Annotated in this window: 23 protein-coding genes; 10 read left to right on the top strand and 13 right to left on the bottom strand. The window is 70.3% G+C overall.

Annotated elements, in window-relative coordinates:
• Positions 1–4: 4 nt before the first annotated feature.
• The 3 genes from VGF64_02685 to VGF64_02675 form a co-directional block, all read right to left on the bottom strand.
• Complete coding sequence (locus tag VGF64_02685; protein ID HEY1633637.1) at positions 5–1,246, bottom strand: cytochrome P450; 1,242 nt, start codon at positions 1,244–1,246, stop codon at positions 5–7.
• Positions 1,247–1,308: 62 nt separating this feature from the next.
• Positions 1,309–2,013 (bottom strand): TetR/AcrR family transcriptional regulator, encoded by a 705-nt coding sequence (locus VGF64_02680; protein ID HEY1633636.1) that lies wholly within the window; start codon positions 2,011–2,013, stop codon positions 1,309–1,311.
• Between the two features lie 160 nt (positions 2,014–2,173).
• On the bottom strand, positions 2,174–2,824 hold the full coding sequence (locus tag VGF64_02675) for a hypothetical protein (protein HEY1633635.1): 651 nt from the start codon (positions 2,822–2,824) through the stop codon (positions 2,174–2,176).
• Positions 2,825–3,022: 198 nt separating this feature from the next.
• Between VGF64_02675 and VGF64_02670 the strand changes: the two genes are divergently transcribed.
• Entirely contained in the window at positions 3,023–3,439 is a 417-nt protein-coding gene (locus VGF64_02670; protein ID HEY1633634.1) for a hypothetical protein, read from the top strand.
• 8 nt (positions 3,440–3,447) lie between these two features.
• The gene (locus VGF64_02665; GenBank protein ID HEY1633633.1) at positions 3,448–3,864 is read left to right on the top strand and encodes an EthD domain-containing protein; all 417 of its coding nucleotides are present in this window, start codon (positions 3,448–3,450) and stop codon (positions 3,862–3,864) included.
• A 24-nt stretch (positions 3,865–3,888) separates the two neighbouring features.
• Here the strand turns inward: VGF64_02665 and VGF64_02660 are convergent, their stop codons facing one another.
• Together VGF64_02660 and VGF64_02655 are read right to left on the bottom strand one after the other, a co-directional pair.
• Positions 3,889–4,482 carry a hypothetical protein gene (locus tag VGF64_02660; GenBank protein HEY1633632.1) on the bottom strand — a complete coding sequence of 198 codons (594 nt, stop codon included), beginning with the start codon at positions 4,480–4,482 and terminating at the stop codon, positions 3,889–3,891.
• Positions 4,483–4,883: 401 nt separating this feature from the next.
• Positions 4,884–6,371: an MFS transporter gene (locus VGF64_02655; protein HEY1633631.1), complete on the bottom strand. Its 1,488-nt coding sequence runs from the start codon at positions 6,369–6,371 to the stop codon at positions 4,884–4,886.
• Between the two features lie 148 nt (positions 6,372–6,519).
• Between VGF64_02655 and VGF64_02650 the strand changes: the two genes are divergently transcribed.
• Positions 6,520–8,295 (top strand): acyl-CoA dehydrogenase family protein, encoded by a 1,776-nt coding sequence (locus VGF64_02650; GenBank protein HEY1633630.1) that lies wholly within the window; start codon positions 6,520–6,522, stop codon positions 8,293–8,295.
• A gap of 168 nt (positions 8,296–8,463) precedes the next feature.
• Positions 8,464–9,417 (top strand): sigma-70 family RNA polymerase sigma factor, encoded by a 954-nt coding sequence (locus tag VGF64_02645; GenBank protein ID HEY1633629.1) that lies wholly within the window; start codon positions 8,464–8,466, stop codon positions 9,415–9,417.
• Positions 9,418–9,455: 38 nt separating this feature from the next.
• Here the strand turns inward: VGF64_02645 and pstA are convergent, their stop codons facing one another.
• The 3 genes from pstA to pstS all read right to left on the bottom strand — a co-directional run bounded on the left by pstA (position 9,456) and on the right by pstS (position 12,342).
• Positions 9,456–10,322 carry a phosphate ABC transporter permease PstA gene (gene pstA / locus VGF64_02640; GenBank protein HEY1633628.1) on the bottom strand — a complete coding sequence of 289 codons (867 nt, stop codon included), beginning with the start codon at positions 10,320–10,322 and terminating at the stop codon, positions 9,456–9,458.
• The gene (pstC, locus tag VGF64_02635; protein HEY1633627.1) at positions 10,323–11,297 is read right to left on the bottom strand and encodes a phosphate ABC transporter permease subunit PstC; all 975 of its coding nucleotides are present in this window, start codon (positions 11,295–11,297) and stop codon (positions 10,323–10,325) included. It lies immediately after the preceding gene.
• Positions 11,298–11,421: 124 nt separating this feature from the next.
• Positions 11,422–12,342: a phosphate ABC transporter substrate-binding protein PstS gene (gene pstS / locus VGF64_02630; GenBank protein HEY1633626.1), complete on the bottom strand. Its 921-nt coding sequence runs from the start codon at positions 12,340–12,342 to the stop codon at positions 11,422–11,424.
• Between pstS and VGF64_02625 the strand changes: the two genes are divergently transcribed.
• A complete protein-coding gene (locus tag VGF64_02625) occupies positions 12,335–12,541 on the top strand; it encodes a hypothetical protein (protein HEY1633625.1) in 207 nt (68 codons plus the stop codon). The two genes, pstS and VGF64_02625, sit on opposite strands and share 8 nt — an antisense overlap.
• A 72-nt stretch (positions 12,542–12,613) precedes the next feature.
• Here VGF64_02625 and VGF64_02620 read toward each other — a convergent pair whose 3' ends face one another.
• The 4 genes from VGF64_02620 to VGF64_02605 form a co-directional block, all read right to left on the bottom strand.
• Complete coding sequence (locus tag VGF64_02620; GenBank protein HEY1633624.1) at positions 12,614–12,883, bottom strand: hypothetical protein; 270 nt, start codon at positions 12,881–12,883, stop codon at positions 12,614–12,616.
• Between the two features lie 185 nt (positions 12,884–13,068).
• Positions 13,069–13,875, bottom strand: a complete 807-nt coding sequence (locus VGF64_02615) for a family 1 encapsulin nanocompartment shell protein (GenBank protein ID HEY1633623.1) — start codon at positions 13,873–13,875, stop codon at positions 13,069–13,071.
• The gene (locus VGF64_02610) at positions 13,875–14,267 is read right to left on the bottom strand and encodes a ferritin-like domain-containing protein (GenBank protein HEY1633622.1); all 393 of its coding nucleotides are present in this window, start codon (positions 14,265–14,267) and stop codon (positions 13,875–13,877) included. The genes VGF64_02615 and VGF64_02610 overlap by 1 nt, the downstream gene beginning before the upstream one ends.
• A 316-nt stretch (positions 14,268–14,583) precedes the next feature.
• Positions 14,584–15,504 carry a zinc-binding dehydrogenase gene (locus tag VGF64_02605; GenBank protein HEY1633621.1) on the bottom strand — a complete coding sequence of 307 codons (921 nt, stop codon included), beginning with the start codon at positions 15,502–15,504 and terminating at the stop codon, positions 14,584–14,586.
• A gap of 150 nt (positions 15,505–15,654) precedes the next feature.
• Between VGF64_02605 and VGF64_02600 the strand changes: the two genes are divergently transcribed.
• Both VGF64_02600 and VGF64_02595 read left to right on the top strand, forming a co-directional pair.
• Complete coding sequence (locus tag VGF64_02600) at positions 15,655–16,809, top strand: hypothetical protein (protein ID HEY1633620.1); 1,155 nt, start codon at positions 15,655–15,657, stop codon at positions 16,807–16,809.
• A complete protein-coding gene (locus VGF64_02595) occupies positions 16,806–17,468 on the top strand; it encodes an HAD family phosphatase (GenBank protein ID HEY1633619.1) in 663 nt (220 codons plus the stop codon). The genes VGF64_02600 and VGF64_02595 overlap by 4 nt, the downstream gene beginning before the upstream one ends.
• On the opposite strand, the gene VGF64_02590 is transcribed toward VGF64_02595, so the two are convergent.
• Positions 17,465–18,130, bottom strand: a complete 666-nt coding sequence (locus VGF64_02590; protein ID HEY1633618.1) for a polysaccharide deacetylase family protein — start codon at positions 18,128–18,130, stop codon at positions 17,465–17,467. The genes VGF64_02595 and VGF64_02590 overlap by 4 nt on opposite strands.
• 29 nt (positions 18,131–18,159) lie before the next feature.
• On the opposite strand from VGF64_02590, the gene bioA reads away from it, so the two are divergent.
• From bioA to VGF64_02575, 3 genes are all read left to right on the top strand, one after another.
• Complete coding sequence (gene bioA, locus VGF64_02585; protein ID HEY1633617.1) at positions 18,160–19,455, top strand: adenosylmethionine--8-amino-7-oxononanoate transaminase; 1,296 nt, start codon at positions 18,160–18,162, stop codon at positions 19,453–19,455.
• Positions 19,452–20,582 (top strand): 8-amino-7-oxononanoate synthase, encoded by a 1,131-nt coding sequence (locus VGF64_02580; protein ID HEY1633616.1) that lies wholly within the window; start codon positions 19,452–19,454, stop codon positions 20,580–20,582. The genes bioA and VGF64_02580 overlap by 4 nt, the downstream gene beginning before the upstream one ends.
• Positions 20,569–20,778 (top strand): AAA family ATPase (locus tag VGF64_02575; protein HEY1633615.1); only part of this gene is annotated, 210 nt, incomplete at its 3' end. The genes VGF64_02580 and VGF64_02575, both read left to right, overlap by 14 nt.

The following is a 20,778-nucleotide window of genomic DNA, read 5'->3' as shown; positions in this document are numbered from 1 at the left end:
GCGATCAGGAGGTGGTGCTGACGGCAGCCTGGGCGGCGAACACCAAGGGCAGCTGGTCGGCCTGGCGGATGCCGGGCGAGTAGTGGACCTCGGCTCCATCGGCGATCCGGTAGTCAGGTACCCGGCGGTGGAACTCCTCGATCGCGACCCGCAGCTCGAGTCGGGCCAGGTGGGCGCCCAGACACAGGTGGGGCCCACCCCCGAAGGCCACGTGATGGTTGTGCCCGTCGGCGAGCTCGAACGCGTCAGAGGCGAGGAATTGCGCCTCGTCGCCGTTGGCAGCGCCGATCACCAGCGTGACGGTGTCGCCCTTGCGCACCTGGACACCCCGGACCTCGACGTCCTGGGCAGCGGTGCGGAGCACGACCTGGACCGGCGTCTCGCGCCGCAACATCTCGTCGACCGCGGGCTCGATCAGCGACGGGTCCTCGACCAGCTGGCGTCGGCGGTCCGGGTGACGGGCGAGGTAGGCGATCATGCAGTCCAAGGTGGCGGTGACCGTGTCGAGGCCGCCGAGGAGCAGGAGGTGGAGGATGCCGAGCAGCTCCGCGCGGGTGAGCTCTCGACCGTTCATGTCGGCGCGCACCAGCTGTCCGAGAAGGCCCTCGCCCGGATCCAGGCGGGACTCGTCGATGGCCCGCTCGAAATAGGCGCTGATCTCCCGGCCCGTGGCCTCCCTGATCCGGGCCGCGCCCTCGAAGTCGTCGTGAGGCACATCGGGGCGGACGGTGTTGTCCCGCCACTGCAGGAACATGGGGAGGTCCGCCTGGGGCAGCCCCATGAGGCGCAGGAAGATGGTGGACGGCAGCGGCGTGGCGAACTCCTCGTGGAAATTGCAGCTGCCGTGATCGACGAACCCGTCGATGAGCCGGTTGACGAGGACGCGCACGTCGCTCTCCAGCGCCGCGATCTTCTTCGGGGTGAACTCGGGGTTCAAGAGCCGCCGGTAGCCCGTGTGGTCGGGCGGGTCGATCTGCAGCGGGATGAGCGGCTGCTCCTGGCCGATCGACACGGCGTCGTCCGCCGACGAGAAGATCTCGGGGTGGCGCAGCGCCCAGAGGACGTCTTCGTAGCGGGAGATGTAGACGGCCGGGGCCGCGTCCATATCCGAGCGACCGACCGGACACTGCTCGCGCAGCCACCGGTAGCCCTCGTTCGGATCATCGGCCGACTCTTGTGAGAACACCGCCAGCATCGGGTCTGAGTGCGGGGCGGGCTCGGTCTCGATAATGGGCTCGGTCTCCATGTCGTCTCCTCGGTGTCGCCGGACCGGATCCCGGGCCGGGCGATGTCGAACTTCCGGCTCGCTCAGCTGTCGCCTCGCACGCCGGCCCAGCAGAACTGCCAGAGGTAGACCGCGACTTCCCGGGGCTCCGCTCGGCCCAGGGTCACGTCGTTGATGCCCGAGAGCAGGACCCCGAAGATGGTCTCGGCCGCCCGCGATGGATCCCGGCCGACCCGCTCGGACGGGCCAACGGCGGCGAGCTCGGCGGCGAGCATGTCGATGAGCGGTGCCAGCGCCGCCCGCAGCTCAGCGGGGTGACCCTCGGCCAGCCGCCGGTGCTCGCGCACGAGGAGGCCCGCGTAGCCGAGGGCACCCGGGAGCGTCAGGAACTCGAAGAGGCCGTCCACGTAGGCCCGAAGCCGCTCGACCGGCTGGCTCCGGGGTGCGATGGCCTCCGCCAGCATGGAGGCGCCGAGCCGGGTGTCCTCCTCGAGCAGGGCGATGAGCAGCTCGTCCTTGCCGGGGAAGCAGCGGTAGAAGCTCTTGAGCGACAGGCCGGCCCGCTCGGTGACCTGGGTGACGGTGAATGCAGCCGTGCCCGTCTCGTCGGCCAGCTCCCGAGCCGCGGTCACCAGCCGCTCCATGCGCTCGACCGACCGGGTCCGGGCCCGCTCCAGCGACCGATGGAGGGCTCGGGCCTGCCACTCGCTCCCCCCGGCGTCACCGGAGCTGCTGCCGGGGCCCGATGCGCCGTGGGGACTGCCATAGGCCGATTGGGAGAATGTCATTCTCCGGCCATTCTGCCCCGAGCACCCGGATCTGGCAAACGCGGCGAGTGGCCGGCCCGGCCGCTCGTCTCGTTGGCGCGGTTACCGACGAACTCGCAGTGACCGGGGCAATAGATGGCCCCGATCACTGCAGGTTCGTCTCGGAAAGAGGCGGCCTTGCTTACGCCCCGCTGCCGGGACCCGTCTCCCGGGCCTCCTCGACTGCGCTGAGCGCCTGGCGAAGGCGCCCCAGCCACTCCTCCTGGTTGTCACCCACCAGTCGGACGCACCAGGCCAGCGCTTCGCTCCTCGAGCCGGCGACACCGGCGTCGACCAGGGTGTCGAGGACAAGCCGCTCGGGCTGCCGCAGCCGGGTCAGGACGGGAACGGCGAGGTTGGTGAACACCCGCCTCGTGTCCCCGCTCACCGCACCCCACGCCACGGCCCGGTCGAAACGGGCCTCGGCCTCGTTGTGGATCGCCATCCGGGCCTCCCGGGTGTCCTCCCGGAAGCGCTCGAGGCGGCCGGCCTCGGCGGCCTGGCGCTCCGCTTCTCCAGCGCCCTCGGCCACGGGCGGGGAATCGAGGGTGCCGACGACGACGATCTCGTCGCGGTCGACGGTCACCTCGGGTGCACCCGTGAACCAGTCCGCGGGCAGGCGCCCGGAGAGCCAGCCCCGCGCCTCTTCCACCGACAGCGGGGTGACGCTCTCCCTACGCCCCCTGCGCCCCCTGCGACCCCGCCAAGGCGGTCCGTGGTCGTGGGGATGGCCGGATTCCCACCGGCCCCGACGCCCGCCGCGGCGGGCTTCTCGCGTGTCCTCTTCTCTCATGTGGTCCTCGCTTTTTCTCGATTGACTTTGATTACGAGATTACACAGATCATAGCCGGGGTGGCACGCACCGCCGGTTCCCCGGTCGTCGACGGCGCCAGTACGATGCCCGCCTGGGCTGGAACCGCCACGCGGTGGTCGCCCGGGAAGGATCCCCATGAGACCTGCAGCGGCATTGGGCTGCGTCGCGACGGCGGGCGTGACGCTCGCCGCCTGTGGAGGCGGAAGCAGCGGCACGTCGGGCGCCGGCGCCACCGCCAACACGACCGCCTACTGCAACCAGGTCCGCCAGGTCCAGCAGGCAGAGGCGGGGGTCGCAGCCAGTCCGGACGGATTGAAGAACCTCTTCGCCACCTTCGACAAGCTGGCCGCCGTTTCGCCCAGTCAGGTAGCCCCGTCGGTACACACGGTCAGCGCGTTCTACAACCGGCTCCTCGCGGCCTTGGGGTCCAACAGCCCGACCAACCAGACCGCTTTTACAAACGCGGTGAACACTGCACTCAACGGTCAGCAAAACCAGGTCCAAGCAGCCGGGCAGAAATTCATCGACTACACGAAGAAGACCTGCGGGATCGATCTCGGCGGCTCGGGATCGACGACCACCACTAAGCCCTGAGGGTCGTCGTGATCAAGGTCGTCTTCCTCGTCAAGCGGGCGGAGGGGATCACTCACGACGATTTCGTGCGCCACCTGCTGGAGCATCACGTACCGCTGGCTCTTCGTCACCACCCCAGGCTGCGCAAGTACTCGAGCGCGCCGATCATGCCCGGCACCGGGAATCCCGGCGACTTCGACGCCGTGGCGGAGCTCTATTTCGACACGCTGGACGACTTCCAATCGGGGCTGTACGACTCCGAGGACGGGCGCCGCGTGATCATGCAGGACGTCGCTCGGTTTTGCGGACGCGGCGGCCGGCACTACATCACCGAGGAGATCGTCTTCAAGGACGAGACCGGCTCGCCCGATGTGTACCGACCGGGCACTCCCGTCGCGGCGCTCGGAGGCGAGGCGCTGCCGGGTAGCGGATGGCCCGCGGGCTGAGCTCAGCCGAACGAGCCCGCCCGATCAGCGGCTGGATCGTTTGGCAACTGTCGAGCGGCCTGCACGAGATGCAGTCGTCCGACTGACCTTGGCCGTCGTGCGCCGCCGGCCGACGCTCGCCTTGCCGGCCGCGGCCGGACGACGAGCCTTGGACGCGGGTCCCGCCCGGCCTCGCGCCGTCGAGGTGGCGCGCGCCCTGGTCTGGGCCGGGCGCTTCGCCGCGCCTCTGCGCGCGGGCGTCAGACCCGCCTGTCGCAGAACTGAACGCGGCACGCCACCCTGGATCCACGCCTGGGGGGTGATCCCCTTGCGCTCGCTGTAGGACTTGGCCGCGGCAACGAAGCCCGCCTCGAGCTCCGACAGATCTCCGCCACCGTCCTGTCCCAACGAGGCGATCTCCGCTTCGAGGTCGATCCTCCGCTGCAACAGCTCGACCCGGGCCAGTGACCTGGCGTTGGCGAGTTGGTCGACGGTCTCCCGCAGCTGCCGGTCGGCGCTCTCCGCTGTGCGCCGGCGGCCACGCCGGGGCCTCTGCTTCGCCAAGGCGTCGAGATAGCGTCGAATAGCGCGACCCTGCTCGCGACCCTGGGCCAGTGCCTTCTTGTGTTGGTTGCTCATCTGGCGCCGAGTGTCGCGCGCCTTCGTCGCCGAGCGATTTGAGTTAGATCGTGGTGTCATCTGCGCTCTCGTGATCAGCTTCAAGGACCGCTGAATGCAGGTCGGGTTTGCGCTGAGTTTACCGCGTATTTGTTGAGGAATACGGCGGGGAAACTACCTGCGCTTCTTCACGGACCTTACTACGGCTGATCCTCGCTGAATCGTGCAAGTAGTTTGCCGGCCGTTCCTTCAGTCGCAATGCCGGTGCAACCAGCCACAACGGCGACATCTCCGGTGTCTTCCCACCTTTGCCACCGGCGACGTCATCGCTACCAACCGGGCTAATGCCGCGCTCGAGCACGAAGCAGCCGAACAATCGCAGCAGCCGGGCCTTGGTCGCCCGTGGGACGACTGTCAGCCCGCTAGCCGGTGGCGGGGCTCGCTTGCGGGAGTCCCTCCGGTGCGGCCGGCTCCGGCTCCGGCTCGCGGATGGACGGAAGGATCAGCGCGGCCGCAGCGGCGGCGATGGCGATCACCGACGCCACGACGAACGCCCGGCCGAAGCCGGCAGTCGTCGCCGAAGCGACCGCCGATCGGCCGTGCGCCGTGCCCGCCAGGAGCGTGCGAGTGTGGCTCGCGGCGACCGTGGCCAGCGCGGCGAGACCGATGGACCCGCCGACCTGCCGGGTCGTGTTGACGAGGCCGGATGCGAGTCCGGCGTCGCTGCGCGCTACGCCGGAGGTCGCAGCGAAGGTGACCGGCATGAACGACAGGCCGAGGCCGAACGCGATGAGGACGCCAGGGCCCAGTATGTCCACGAGGTAGGTGCCATTTGGGGACAGCCGTGAGAGCCACGCCAGGCCTGCCGCCGAGACGAGCGGGCCGACGATGAGCAGCGACCGCGCGCCCAGGCGAGGCAACACCCGCGAGCTGATCCCGGCACCTATGGCGATGGCCACGGTCTGAGGCACGAAGGCCAACCCGGCCGCGAGGGGGCTGTAGCCGAGCACGTTCTGCATGTACAGGGTCAGGAAGAACCACATGGCGAACATGGCTCCACCCAGGCAGAGCATGACGACGTTCGCGCCCGACACCGATCGCGATCGGAACACTCCGAGCGGCATCAGCGGGGCGGTCGCCAGGCGGGCTTCGATGAGCACGAACAGGCCGAGCAGCGCCACCGCCACGGCCAGCGTGGCGAGTGTCTGCACAGACGTCCAGGCGTACACGTCGGTGCGCACGATGCCGTAGACGAGGGCGACCAGCCCGCCGGTCACGGTGAGGGCGCCGGCCACGTCGAGGCTTCGATGTTCGGTCTCGACCCGCGTCTCGACCAGCACGGCCCGCGCCGCCACGATGGCGAGGATGCCGATGGGCACGTTGACGAAGAAGATCCACCGCCATGACAGGAAGTCGGTGAGGACGCCGCCCAGCAGGGCGCCGGTCGCGCCCCCGGCGGCCGCCACGGCACTCCAGATGCCGAGGGCACGCGAGCGAGCCTGGCCTTCTCGGAAGGTGGTGGTCAGGATGGTCAGCGTTGCGGGCGAGAGGACGGCGCCACCGAGGCCCTGCACGGCCCGCGCCGCGACGAGCGTGCCCTGGTCCTGCGCCAGCCCACCGGCCAGGCTGGCCAGCGAGAAAAGTGCCAACCCGAGGATGAAGATCCTGCGGCGCCCGTACAGGTCGGCGGCCCGTCCGCCGAGGAGCAGGAACCCGGCGAACGTGAGGGTGTAGGCGTTCACCACCCACTGGAGGCCTGTCTGGCTGAAACCCAGGCTGGACCGCATCGACGGGAGTGCCACGTTCACGATGGAGACGTCCAGGAGGACCATGAACTGGGCCAGGCAGGCGAGGGAGAGGATGACCCACTCGCGCCCCTGGCCGTCCTTCGGCCGGGAGGACCCGTTCATAGGACGTACCAATCGTGCACCGGGCCAACTTATTCCGGAGGCGACACGGCGTTGCTCCTGGCGGCTGCGCTCGGCCACAGGTCCGCTCCCCTTCCCGCTCCTGTCACCGCGCAGCGGTCCGGCCTGGCGATTGCCATACTGAGCAGTCGTGATCGACTACTCGTCCCTGGAATCCACCCAAGGCCAGGACTGGTATGCCCTGGACCCCGAGCTGCAGGCGCAGGTGCGACGCCACTGCCCGCCGGAGGACCTGACGTGGTCGGAGTCCAAGCTCGGTGAGCTGGGCCGGCTCGTCGGCACCGTGATCGGGCCCAACGCCGAGACGATCGACGCCCACCCTCCTGAGCTGGTCCGCTACGACCGGTGGGCTAACGAGATCGACCGGGTCGTCCATCACCCGGCCATGCTGGAGTCGAAGCGGGCCCTGTGGAACGTGGGCTACGCGGGGGGCTTCGCCGCCGACGAGGCGGCTCGTGGTCGGCCCGTGCCGGGGGCGGTCCGCATGGCGGCCGGTTACCTGGTGTCGCAGGCCGACACGGGCCTGGTCTGCAGCATCGGCATGACCAGCGGCGTCGCCGGCCTCGTCGAGGCCTACGCCCCGCCCGAGGTCGTCGATGCCCTCCTCCCCCGCCTCCGGGCGGGAGACATTGACGAGGGTGCCGACGGCTCGATGTTTCTCACCGAGCGCGACGGTGGATCCGACCTCGGCCACACCGTCCACTGCACGGCTCGCGAGGTGGGCGACGGCAGGGTGCTCATCAACGGGGAGAAGTGGTTCTGCTCCAACATCGATGGCGCGGCCATCGTGATGCTGGCCCGGCCCGAGGGTGCTCCGGACGGCTCCCGGGGCCTGGGCCTGTACCTGGTGCCGAGGGAGCTCGAGGACGGCACGCGCAACCGCATCGTGATGCGGCGGCTCAAGCCCAAGCTGGGCACGCGGAGCGTTCCGACCGGTGAGGTCGAGTTTCGGGACGCCCTCGCCTACGCGCTGCGACCGAGGCGCGGCGCCGGTGAGGCGGGGGACTCCGACACCGGGGGCCTCAACCGCATGATGGAGATGGTTAACGGATCGCGCTTCGGTGTGGCTCTCATGGGTCTCGGGATCGCTCGACGCTCGTTTCTCGAGTCGGCCATCTGGTGCCACCGTCGCTCGGCCAAAGGACGGCTGCTGGTGGACCTGCCGCTCGTGCGCGAGCAGCTGGTCGACCTGGCCGCCGAGGTCGAGGCGGGGGTGGCCCTGGCGATGGAGTGCGCCGCTGCCCCGCGCCAGCAGGATGCCGCCCGCTTGCGTCGGATCCTCATCCCCGCGACCAAGGTCGCCGTGTGTCGGCTCGGGGTGGAGGCAGCCAGCACCGCCGTCGAGCTGCACGGCGGCAACGGCTACTGCGAGGACTGGGGCCTGACGCGACAACTTCGTGACGCCCAGTGCCACCCGATCTGGGAAGGCACCGAGCACATCTGCAGCCTGGATGTGCTGCGAGCCATGCGCCAGGACGCGGCCCACGAGGCCGTCCTGACCCGGGTCGACGCGGTGGTCGACCGGGTACGGGGCGGGCCGGCCCTCCTCGGCGAGGTTGGCGAGCTGGTGGGCGGGGCGAACCGGCGGCTGGCCGCTCGGGCCGACGAGGTGGGCACGTTGGATCCCGATCGGGCTGAAGCCCGGTCTGGTCGCCTCTCGTGGCTCCTGGCCCGCACGGCGGCGGCTGCCCTGCTCCTCGAGCAGGCGGTGACGGCCGGCCCGGGAGGCCCGACCCAGGAGACGGCCGGCTACGACACCCGCAAGGCTCTCGTCGCCCTGCGCTTCGCCCGACGCCACCTGGCGCCGGAGGACGTCTGGGGCGACCGGATCGCGGCCGAGGCGGGACGCGAGATCCTGTCCTTCGCGACGGTGGACGAGGCGTCAGCCACCAAGGCCGCGGCCTGACCCGCTGACCACCAGCCGGCGGGCACTGCCCGCCGGCGGCCCGGAAGGGAAGCCCGACCGCGAGGATTCGTCCTGCCGTGCCCCCCGTGTCACCCGCTCGTCGAGTCGGGTTCACCTCAGCCTCCTATTGTCGACGGCGGCCTTGGGTGAGGGTGACGAGGAGGTGAGGTGCGAGCGTCGACGACGAGCGAGCGCCTCGAGCGAGGGTTCGGACGAGCGGAAGATCTCGTGAGCACGTACCTCGACGAGGTCGGTCGTCACCCGTTGCTGACCAAGGACGACGAGGTGCGGCTGGCCCAGACCATCGAGGCAGGCGCCAGTGCGGCGGCCGCCCTCGAACGCGAGGAACGGAGCCGGGCCCGCCGACAGGACCTCCGGGCGGCGGTGGACGCGGGTGACGAGGCCGAGGCCGCCTTTGTGCGGTCGAACCTGCGCCTGGTCGTCTCGATGGCAAAGCGCCGCCGCGCTCCTGGCCTCGCCCTTCTCGACCTCATCCAGGAGGGCAACCTGGGCCTGATCCACGCCGTGAAGAAGTTCGACTGGCGGAAGGGCTTCCGCTTCTCGACCTACGCGGGCTGGTGGATCCGCGACAGCATGTCGCGAGCCACGGCCAGCGCCGGACGACCCCTCAGGATCCCGACCCACGTCGAACACGACCTGGCCCTTCTCGAGTGGGCTCGGGCCCGCTTGGAGGCATCCGCGGAGACGCCGATCACGGCTACGACGCTCGGCGCCGAGGCCGGGCTGGACGAGGCCCGGGCGGTCCGGCTGCTCGAGTTCAGGGCCACGCCCGTGCTGCTGTCGGTGGCCCTCCATCAGGACAGCGAGGTGGAGCTGGGCGAGGTGCTGGCCGACGGTTCGGTTCCTTCTGCCCTGGACCTGCTGGCCGCCTCACTCCTTCCCGGCGTGGTGACCCGGCTCATGACCCTCCTGGACGCGCGGGAGCAGGAGGTCCTGCGGCTCCGCTTCGGGCTGGACGGATCGTCGCCCCACACCCTGGGCGAGCTCGGCGACCACCTCGGCCTCACCCGGGAGCGGGTGCGCCAAATCGAGAAGGCCGCCCTGTCCAAGCTGCGCCGTCCTGCGGCCGAGATGGGCGTCGCCGACCTGCTCGCCGGCTGAGACGCTCTCGCTCCAGCCGATCCTTGAGCGACGGCCCGCTACGTCAGCCGGTTCCGCCGTGTCACCAGGCGAGCGATCACCGAGAGAAGCACGACGAACAGGATGAGCACGAGGGCTGCCCCCCAGGCGCGGTTCACGGCGACCTGGAAGGGAGACGTCGCCTGCTGGAACACGAACAGAGGCAAGGCCGACTGCGGTCCGTGGAACGGGTTGTAGTTCACCGAGTCGAAGCCGAAGGAGGTGAGAAGGAGGGGCGCCGTCTCACCGGTCACGCGGGCGACGGCGAGCATGACCCCGGTGGTGATGCCGGCCGTGGCCACCGGCAGCACAACCGACAGCATCGTTCGCCACTTGGGAACGCCGAGCGCGTAGCTGGCCTCCCGAAGCTCATCGGGGACGAGCTTGAGCATCTCCTCGGAGGCTCGGGCCACGACCGGCAGCATGAGCACGGCCAACGACATGCCCGCGGCAAATCCCGAGAATCCCTGGTGAAGGGCGAGGACCCAGAACGAGAAGATGAACAAACCGGCCACGATCGACGGGATGCCGGTCATGACGTCGATGAAGAACCGCACGGCGGCCGCCAGCAGGCCGCGGCCGTACTCGACGGTGTAGATCGCGGCCAGGATCCCCAGCGGTACGGCGATCAGGCTGGCGATCAGGACCTGCTCGATCGTGCCCACGATCGCGTGGTAGATGCCGCCGGTGGTGTCGAGGGGCCCGACGCCGCGCATGGTCGTCGAGAGGAAGCTCCAGTCGATCGCGCTCAAACCCTTGCCCACCGTGTACACCATGACCCCGACCAGCGGGATGAGAGCGAGGATCGCGCCGACGACCATGACGAGGGTGGCCAGTCGGTCCACCCACATCCGGCGGGGCCGGGGCTTGGACAGGGCGGTATCCATCTACCCGCCGCCCCGGCCGAAGGACGGCGCCCGAACGAACACCCGGGCCGCCATGTTGACCAGAAGGGTGATGGCGAACAGCACGAGGCCCGAGGCGATCAGCGCCTCGCGGCCGAGGCTCCCGGACTCCCCGAACTTGGTGGCGATGTTGGCGGCGATGGTGTTGTTCCCGGGCTGGAGGATGTGGATGTTGACGACGAAGCTCGGCGCCAGTACCAGGGCCACGGCGATCGTCTCGCCGAGGGCGCGTCCCAGCCCCAGGATGATCGCCCCGACCACCCCGCTCCGGGAATACGGGAACACCGCCAGGCGGATCGTCTCCCACCGCGTCGCTCCAAGAGCGACGGCTGCCTCTCGGTGGGCGGTGGGCGTCTGGCGGAACACCTCGCGGGAGACGGCCGCGATGATGGGTAGCACCATGATGGCCAGGATCACCGAGGCGGCAAAGATCGACCGGCCGTACAGCTGTCCCGGGTTCGAGAAGAGCGGGAACCACCCGAAGACGCTGTTGAGCCATTTCTCCGCCGGGATCAGCTTCGGGACCACATACACCAGACCCCACAGCCCGAAGATCACACTCGGGACCGCGGCCAGGAGGTCGATCACGTAGCCGAGCGGCCGTCCGATCGCCCGGGGGGCCACCTCGGTGATGAACAGAGACGCACCGATGGCCACGACGGTGGCGATCACGACCCCGACCAGGCTCGAGATCACGGTTCCGAAGACCAGGGCAGCGACCCCGAAGACGGGGGGCGTGGCGTCCGGAAACCACGTCTTGGTGGTGAAGAAGCTCCACCCCGCGGTCGTGAAGGCCGGTCTGGCCTCGACGAACAAGAAGATGAGGATGGCGACGATGAGCACCAGCACGAAGATGCCGCCGCCGGCCACCACGATGCGGGCCCGCTGGTCCCCCCGGCCACCTCCGGTGTCTCGGAATCGGTCGCCGAGCGGGACCTGACTATCCAGCACGCTCACAAGGTCGGTCCTCTACTGTCAGCAGCCGCCGCCAGAAGCTCGCTCGGGGGCGCGCCACCGCGCCCCCGCTGGGCTGGCGCACAAGTCGGGGGCGCGGTATCGATCACCGGTCTCTACCGAACCCTCAGCTGAGGCCGGCCGCCAAGGTCTGGCTCGTGCTGGCCACGCTGGGGGGCAGCGGCGCGTAGAAGAGCTGGTTGGCCGACTGCTGACCCGGGCCGAGGGCGTACAGGACGAAGTCCTTGAGCAGGGTGCCGACGGCAGCGCTGGGCGACTTCATCGGAAGGAGGACCCACGTGAGCGTGGAGATCGGATAGACGGTGGCACCAGTCGCCAGGTAGTTGATCTTGGCCGTCCCGTCGGGATTGACCGTGGTGTTGGCCAGGGCCGCAGTCGCCCCCGCCGACGAGGGCTGGACGAACTGTCCCGACGCGTTCTTGACGCTCGCCGTGGAGACCTGGCCGCCCTTGGCGTAGGACAGCTCGGCGTAGCCGATCGATCCGCTGGTCTGCTTCACCACCGCGGTCACGCCGTCGGATCCCTTGGCGCCCTGGCCGGCGGGCCACGGGACGTCCTTGGCCGCACCGAAGGTCCAGGTCTGAGCGGCGACCGCCGTCAGGTAGCCGGTGAATGCGGCCGTGGTGCCCGACGCGTCCGAGCGGTGCACGACCTGGATGCCTGTAGAGGGCAGGTTCGTTCCCGCGTTGTCGGCTGCGATGGCCGGATCGTTCCAAGTCTTGATCTTGCCGGCGAAGATGCCGCCCAGCGTGGTGGGCGACAACTTGAGGTTGTTCACCCCCGGGAGGTTGTACTCGATGGAAACCGGTCCGGCGGCCCAGGGGATCTGCACGGCGCTGGGGGGATACTTGGCGTTGGCGGCGGCCTGTTCGCTCGCCGCGAACGGGACGTCACTAGCCCCGAAGTTCACCGTGCCAGCGGTGAACTGCTGCACGCCGGCACCCGATCCGACGCTCTGGTAGTTGATCGTGGCACCAGAGCAGGCGGCCTGGTAGTTCTTGATCCACTGCAGGAGAATCGTGTTCACGAAGGTCGACCCGGCACCGGTGATGGTCCCGGATGCGCACTGCACCTTCGTGTTGCCGGAGCTGCCCGAGGTGGTCGTCGAGCTGCTCGAGGTCGTGCTGGAGCTACCGCAGGCTGCGGCCGTGAGTGCCACGGCCAAGGCGGCGGCACCGAAGGCGGAGCGCCGACCGATCCGGTTGCGAGCGCGTCGGTTTGACTGAGCGATCGGGTTGTGAGGCACGAAACAGCAACATAGATCGGACCGGTGACGCCAAGATGGATCCTGGGTTAACTCAAGCTGAAGACCGCTCCAACTCTCGCCGTCCCGACACGACCAAATCCGAGCTGCGTCGGCCGAGCCGACGGATGTAGTCAGGGCCGAACACCGCCGGTAGGGCCCGACTGGAGGCGGCCCGCCGGATCCGGTAGCCGACCTCGTCGTCGACGAGGACCGCCTCCTCGATCTCGAAGCCGGGCGACCAGGGGCAATTGAGGTGACAGCGCACCTCGATGGACGTGCCCGCCGGGAGGACGGATGGAGCGTGAGCCGACCTGGAGTGCATGTCTCTCCCTGGTGACCCTGCAGCGAACGCAAAAGTCCCGAAGGACTGTGACACCTTCAGGTAACAGGGCCGTTGCCACGGTGTGACGGCATGGCGATTCCTCGCTGAACGTTCGGCGACCAGCCCTGGTCAAGGCGAGTCGCCAGCGCCCCGGCGGGCCTCTGGACAGTGGTCGCCCAGGGCGCTCAGCTCGGGTACTGCAGGGCGACGGCGGCCGCAGGCTCGTTCACAGCGAAGCTCAGGCTCTCCTCGAAGTACAGGTGCACCGCCGACTCGGTGTGGTCGAGGTAGCCGACGGCGAGATCCTGACCGCACGCGAGCACGTAGTCGCCGCCCCGCAGGCTGACCACGACGGCGCCGTCCACGGCGGGCGCCCACATGATCGGCCCCCCGAGGATGAGACGGATGTGCTCGAGCACGGGGTAGCCGCCGTGCTCGGTCGTCTCGATGACCCCGGTGTAGCAACGAGGTCCGAGGGCGATGCCGTACGGGCCGCCGACCCCGACCGTGCGAAGGGTCGCGACCGCCTTGGCGACGGTGCGCGGGTACACGTTGTAGTTGTCGTCGATCGGGAGCGGGGAATGGGGGCTGGCCTCCGTCATGCCCACGATTCCCCCTTCGCGGTGGCCGTGGAAGACGGCTCGGTCCTCGGCCGCGGCGGCACGCCGACCGGCCTCGATGAGGTTGGAGAGATCGGGATCGTTCGCGCCCCGATCGACGGCGTCGAGCTCGTCTCTCGACAGGGTGAACGGCGTCCGCAGCTCGAGGAGGGGCTGGACCAGACGACGCCGGAGCTCGACGCCCTCCGCGGCCGAGGCCACGGGCTCGGTGCGGCCCAGGTTGCTCGCCGAGTGGTCCCACCCCATCGGGCCCTGGAAGTCGACCAGGGGCCGAGCGGCGAGGAAGTGGCGGAGCGTCCGCGTCGCCTCGGCGTCGATTGCGCCCCACCCGCCGTCCGTGATGGGAGCCTGCTGCCGGCGGAGGTGGTCCATCAAAGGCCGTCCTTGTCTCGGAGGCCGCCAAGCCCGAGCGACGAACCCGCGGTCGAGGCGCCGCCCCGGCCGCCCGGATCCGCCTCGCTCGGCGCACCGGCGACCGGGCTCTCGGTGATGGAGCCGTCGGTGAACAGGTAGAGCCGCAGTTGCTGATCGAGCTCGGGATCGTGACGCCGAAGCCACTCGAGGTTCATCGCCGCGTGCTCCTTCTCGTCGTCGCGATTGTGACGGAGCACCTCTCGCAGGTCTTCGTCGCCGCTGGCGTCCGCCCGCTGGTCATACCAGTCGATGGCCTCCAGCTCTTCCTTGAGCGACACGTTCGCCCGATGTCGCTCGATCGTGTCCGGTCGGAGCTTCTCCTCGGGCTCGTGAAGACCCTCGCTCGCCATCGTCGCTCCCTTCCGCTCCGTCCGGGGCCGGCCTCCCGGGCCGCCCCGCTCCGTCCGGGGCCGGCCTCCGGGGCCGCCCCGCTCCGTCCGGGGCCGGCCTCCTGGGCGCCCGAGCCCTCCCGAGCCGGTCACCATAGCCGCACCGATCGACCAGATCCCGCTGATCGCGCTCATCGTGACAAGTTCGGCTCCTCGCAGCCGATCTCGGCGACCCTGCAGCGATCAGACGGCACAAATCCGCCCTGGTCACGACAGGTTCGCTCATTGACGGCCGAGCGATCCATTCTCGTCGCGAGAGGGCGCGCAACACCAGCGGTCAGCTGACGTGGAGCACTGCCTTTCCGGGTACTCGACGATCCATCAGCGCCGTGAAGGCGGCGGGCGCCTCCCGCCAGTCATCCTCGAGCGATATCTCGGCCTCGAGGTGACCGTCGGCCAGCATCTCGGCGAGCAGCATGAGGTCGGCGGTGACGTCGCCCGACCGCTCGAGCTCGGCGAAGATGGAGAAGCCCAGGAGCTGCGCCGAACGCCGATAGAAGGCGCTGACGTCGAACGTGGTCGCCTCGCCCGACGAGTTGCCATAGCTGACCACGACACCGCGCGGCCCGACCAGGCCCAGAGCGGACGCTAGGGACCGCCCTCCGACTGACTCGAGGATGGTGTGGTACTCCCCCGACGCCGGCATCCCCACCGAGACAGACCCGGCACCGAGCTCGCGCAGTCCCTGTCCACGCTGCGGAGCTCCCACCACCGCCGTCACGTCCGCCCCCCCGTGGGCCGCCAGCTGGACGGCGAAACGCCCGACCCCGCCCGCCGCCCCGGTCACGAGGACCGGGTACTCGGGACTGGCGCCGCCGATGCGCAGCGTCCAGCAGGCGGTCAGCCCGGCAATGGGGAGTGTGGAGGCGGCCGCGTCGGTCACCTCGTCGGGGATGGTGGCGACCTGGTGGAGAGGAACGGCGACCAGCTCGGCCCAGGCGCCGCCGCCCACGACGCCCACCACGCGGGCTCCCTCTCGCGGCGCCGTCGGCTCACCGCCGGATCGTTCCACGACTCCGGCGAGATCCCACCCGGGACGCCATCCTTCGGCGGCGGTCGCCAGGGCCCGAACCTCGCCCCGGTTGAGCGACACCGCCTTCACCCGAACGAGGACGTGTCCGGGGGCCAGCTCCGGCGGCGCCACCTCCCGCAGCTCGATTCCACCGGGCGCCTCTGGGACCGCCACCAGCGCTTTCATCTCGCACCTCCCACCTCCGGGACCCTGGTCCCAGAACCGCCCCAACCGCGGCGCGGCCGGGCGGGATCGGTCAGACTACGTGGTCCGGTGAGTCTCCGACCGAGGTCCGGACCACGCGGAGGGCGAGCTAATGAGCGCATCGAGCCGATCTTGATCCTGCAGTGGATCGGCTTCGCCGTCGGCATCCTCATCGTGGCAGCGACAGCCGCGAGCGCGGTCATCGCCCTCGTGCTCCCCCGCTCCGCGGGCCAAACGCTGTCGCTCGCCGTCAACCGAACGGTACGGCTCGGCTTCGTCTCGCTGTCCCGACTGACGAGCCGCTACGAGACGAAGGACGGCATCCTCGCCCCGACCGGGCCAGTCGCCCTTCTCGCTCAACTGCTGACCTTCCTCGGGCTGTTCGTCATCGGGTACGGCTTCATGCTGTGGCACTGGACAGGGAGCCTGACGCTCGGGCTTCGCGAAGCGGGGCTCTCGCTCTTCTCGATCGGGACCGCCCACGTGGCCGGTCCGACCAACGACACGCTGATCGGACTCGTCGCCGGCACCGCAGCCATCACCATCGCGCTGCAGATCGCCTACCTGCCCGCCATCTACAGCGCCTTCAACCGCCGCGAGGCCCTGGTCGCCCTGATGGAGAGCCGGGCGGGGACTCCGGCATGGGGTCCTGAGGTCCTCATACGACATCAGCTGGTGGGCATCATCGACGCCCTGCCCGAACTCTACGACGACTGGGAGCAGTGGGCAGCGGAAGTCAGCGAGAGCCATACGACCTATCCCGTCCTCCTGCTCTTTCGCTCGCCGCAGGCCTGGTATTCCTGGGTCCTCTCCCTGCTGGCCGTCCTGGACGCGGCCGCCATGCACCTCGCCCTGTGCCCGACCTCGGCGCCGTCCCAGGCCCGGCTGTGCCTCCGTATGGGGTTCAGCGCGTTCCGGCGGATCGCCAGCTCGCTCCACTGGAAGTTCGATCTCGATCCTCTCCCTGACGCGCCCCTCGACCTCACCTTCGAGGAGTTCTCGGACGCCGTCGAGCTCCTCGTGGCGAAGAGCTTTCCGATCGAGCGCGGGGCCGAGGAGGCGTGGCCGCACTTCCGGGGCTGGCGGGTCAACTACGAGAGCCTCGCCTACCGGTTGGCCGACCGCGTCGTCGCTCCTCCTGCGCCCTGGTCCGGTGGGCGTAAGCACCTCCCGGGGGCCGCCGTGCCGCCCCGCCGGCCGCCGCATCGCTCACCTGACGGGTCGCTCGTTCAGGAGGATCACCTCTACCCCCGGCCCGAGCCGCTCACGAGCGCCGACGACGCGTGACCGGCGCCGTGGCCTTCGACCTTGACGGCGTGCTCCTCGACTCCGAGCGCACGTGGGCCGATGCCCGTCGCGCGGTCGCGCTCGCCCACGGTGGGCAGTGGCCATCGGGCATCGAGCGGGCGATGATGGGCATGAGCTCACCCGAGTGGGCGGCCTACCTCCACGACGAGCTCGGCGTCCAGCTCGAGCCAGCGGCGATCGTCGACGACGTGGTCGGGCGGGTGCTGGCCATCTACCGCGAGCAGCTCCCGCTGCTCCCCGGAGCCGAGGGCGCCGTTCGACGACTGGCGTCGCGGTGGCCGCTCGGCGTGGCGTCGTCCTCCAACCGGCCGGTCATCGACGCCGCGCTCGCCGCATCGGGCCTGGCGGGCTGCTTCGCGGCGACGGTGTCGTCGGAAGAGGTCGCCAGGGGAAAGCCGGCCCCCGACGTCTACCTGGCCGTGGCGGCCGCCCTCGGCGTCCCCCCGGCCAGCTGCGCGGCGATCGAGGACTCGGCCAACGGCGTCCGGGCGGCGGCGAGCGCCGGGATGGTCGTGGTTGCCATACCGAACCGGGAGTTCCCGCCCGATCCCGACGTGCTCGCCCTCGCTGCTGGTCAGATCGACTCGCTGGACGAGCTGACTCCCGGGCTGGTCGATCGCCTCGAGCCGCCGTCCTAGCCGTCCGGAGCCACGCCTGATGCGACGAGATGCTCGACGGGCCCCCGGGTCACGCCCCGCCGGATCGGCACGCATCCTTCGGGCAGCTCCTGGACGATCTCGACGCCGGCGGCCAGCTCCCCGTCGATGAACGCGGCCAGGTGGTCCATGGCCCCGGTCGGGAGGTCGTGGAGGACGAGCACCGTCCACTCCTGGTTGGCGACGTCCTGGCGGGCCCGTTCGACCCACCCGGTCGGGTCCTCCCAGTCGCGGGGCACGCTGTTCCAAAGCACGACGCTGTAGCGGTGCTTCACCAGGTAGGCCAGGGCGGCCGGGCTGAGCAGGTGGGGCCCGAGATGGCCACCCCCGCCGAACGGCCGGAACAGCCGGTCAGGGTGGGCCAGATCGCCCAGGAGCTCCTGGGCGGCGCCGATCTCCTCCTCGGCCTGGTCGCCGTCGTCGCCGCCGTCACCGAGCGGCACCTGGTGGGTCATCGAATGGTTGCCGATCCAGTGGCCCGCCGCCCGGGCCCTTTCGGCGGTGGCTCGGCCGCCGGACCGGGCCAGCTCGTCACCCACGACGAAGAAGGTGGCCCGCAACTGCCGCTCGTCGAGCACCCGGAGGACCCCTTCTGTCGTCTCCGGGTGAGGCCCGTTGTCGAACGTGAGGGTCAGACGAGGCATACGGGCCACGGACACTAGCGTGCCCCGGCATGGACTCAGCCGAGGCCTGGATCAAGCGGGACGCCGAGGTCATCTGGCACGGCTTCACCCAGATGTCCTCCTACGCCGACAACGAGCCGGTGATCGTCGATCGCGCCGAGGGCCGCGAGCTGATCGACGCCGACGGGCGCCGTTACCTTGACGCGGTGTCGTCGCTGTGGGTGACGACCCTCGGCCACGGCGTCCCGGAGCTCGACCAGGCGGTGGTCGATCAGCTCGGGCGTGTCGCCCACTCGACCATGCTCGGAAACGGCAACCAGGTGGTCATCGAGCTGGCCGAGGCCCTCGCTCCCCTCGTTCCGGTCAGGCGCCCGCACTTCCTGTTCGCGTCCGATGGCGCCAGCGCCGTGGAGCAGGCGCTCAAGATCGCATTTCAGTTCTGGGCCAACGAGGGACGACCGAGGACGGGGTATCTGGCGTTCGGCGAGGCGTACCACGGCGACACGGTCGGATCGTTGTCGCTCGGCGGGGGCGGGTTCGGCACCGAGGTGTTCGATCCGCTGCGGTTCCCCGTGCTGCGAGCGCCGTCCTTCGCCGAGGACCCGTCCCTCGACGCTGCGTGCCGGATGGTGCGCGAGCACCGGGACAACCTGGCCGCCGTCGTCGTGGAGCCCCTGGTGCAGGGGGCGGCGGGCATGCTCGTCGCCCCGCCCGCCTCGTTCGCCCGCCTGGGCGAGACCTGCGCGGCGAACGACGTGCTCCTTATCTGTGACGAGGTGGCGACCGGGTTCGGTCGCACAGGGTCGCTGTTCGCCAGCGAGCAGTGCGGGATCTCACCCGATCTGCTCTGCCTGGGGAAGGGGATCACCGGTGGCTACCTGCCGATGGCGGCCACCGTGGCCAACGATCGTGTCTACGAGGCGTTCCTCGGGCCCGACCTCTCCGCCCGCACCTTCTACCACGGCCACTCCTACAGCGGGAACGCGCTGGCGGCCGCCGTGGCCCACCGCCATCTCCAGCTGCTCATGGAGGCGGACGTCCTCGCCAACGTGCGCAGCCGGTCGGCGCAGCTGTCCGCCGCTCTCGAAGCTGCCCTCGGTCGTCACGCCGCCGTCGCCGAGATCCGCCTGCGCGGTCTCATGGGCGGCGTGGAGCTCAACCCCCCGACCGCAGGGCTGCGATGGGGTCGATTGGTATCGGCGGCCTGCGTCCGCCGGGCCGTCCTCATCCGGCCTCTCGGTGACGTGGTCGTGATCATGCCCCCGCTCACCGTCACCGCAGACGAGATCGAGCGCATCGTTGCGACCGTGACCGCCGCCGTCGAGGAAGTCTGCACGAAAGGGTGACCTGGCTGCAGTGGCGTGACGGCGCCCTCGCCGAGATCGGCGGTGCCGGGCAGTGGCGACAGCCGCGAACCCTCGATGCGGCGGGCCCCTGCGGGCGCCTGGTCGACGAGGGGCGTCCGGTCGTGTCCTTCGCCTCCAACGACTATCTCGGGCTGGCCAACCACCCGACGGTTGTCGCCGCCGCCCACGACGCCCTCGATCGCTGGGGCGCGGGGACGGGAGCCTCCCGGCTTGTCGTGGGCTCTCGCCCCATCCACCGCGACCTCGAGTCCGCCCTCGCCGAGTGGAAATGGACCGAGGCGGCGCTCGCTTTCCCAACCGGGTACGCCGCCAACCTCGGCCTGCTGACCACCCTCGGTGGCCAGGGGGTCACGATCTGCTCGGACAGCCTCAACCACGCTTCCATCGTCGACGGCTGCCGACTGGCGCGGGCGGACGCGCGCGTCTTCGGCCACGGGGACCTCGACCACCTGGCCGCCCTCATGTCTGCGATCGAGGGCCGGGTCGTCGTGGTGTCCGACTCGGTCTTTTCCATGGACGGCGACACGGCGGACCTCGAGGGCCTCGCTCGTCTCTGCGCCCGACGCCAGGCGCTCCTCGTCCTGGACGAGGCCCACGCCGTCCTCGGACCCGACACCAGGGGGCTCGACGAGGAGGTCGAGCTGCTCCGGGTGGGAACGCTGTCCAAGACGCTGGGCTCGCTCGGGGGATTCGTGGCCGGTTCGCGTCGGTGGATCGAGCTGCTGGTCAACCGGGCCCGACCGTTCATCTTCACCACCGCCCCGAGCCCGGCCGACGCCGCCGCCGCGCTGGCGGCTCTCGGCGTGGTGCGCTCACCGGAGGGCGACGAGCTGCGTCGTCGCCTCGACGCCCACGTGCAGGCGATCCGACCGGGCCACCCCTCACCGATCGTGCCGGTCATCCTCGGCGAGGAGGCAGACGCCGAGGAGGCCGCCCGCGCCCTGCTCGTGCGGGGGCTGCTGGTACCCGCCATCCGACCGCCCACCGTGCCCGCCGGCTCCTCGCGCCTGCGGGTGACGATGTCTGCCGCCCACACCACCCGCCAGGTGGAGGTGCTGCTCGACGCCCTGCGCGAGCTGGGACTGCTCGGCGTTGCCCCGACCTGACCGGCTCGTGCTCGTGCTCGGGACGGGGACCGAGGTGGGCAAGACCTGGGTGACGGCGCGCCTGATCGAGCGGCTGCGCCGAGACGGCCGGCGGGTCGGGGTCCGCAAGCCCGTGCAGTCGTTCGGGCAAGGTGAGCAGACCGACGCCGAGGTGCTGGCCGGCGCGTCGGGCGAGCACCTCGACGAGGTGTGTCCG

Source organism: Acidimicrobiales bacterium, assembly GCA_036491125.1.
Lineage (GTDB): Bacteria > Actinomycetota > Acidimicrobiia > Acidimicrobiales > AC-9 > AC-9.
Note: the sequence above shows the minus strand (reverse complement) of the source record. Positions and strands in the feature narration are given on the sequence as shown.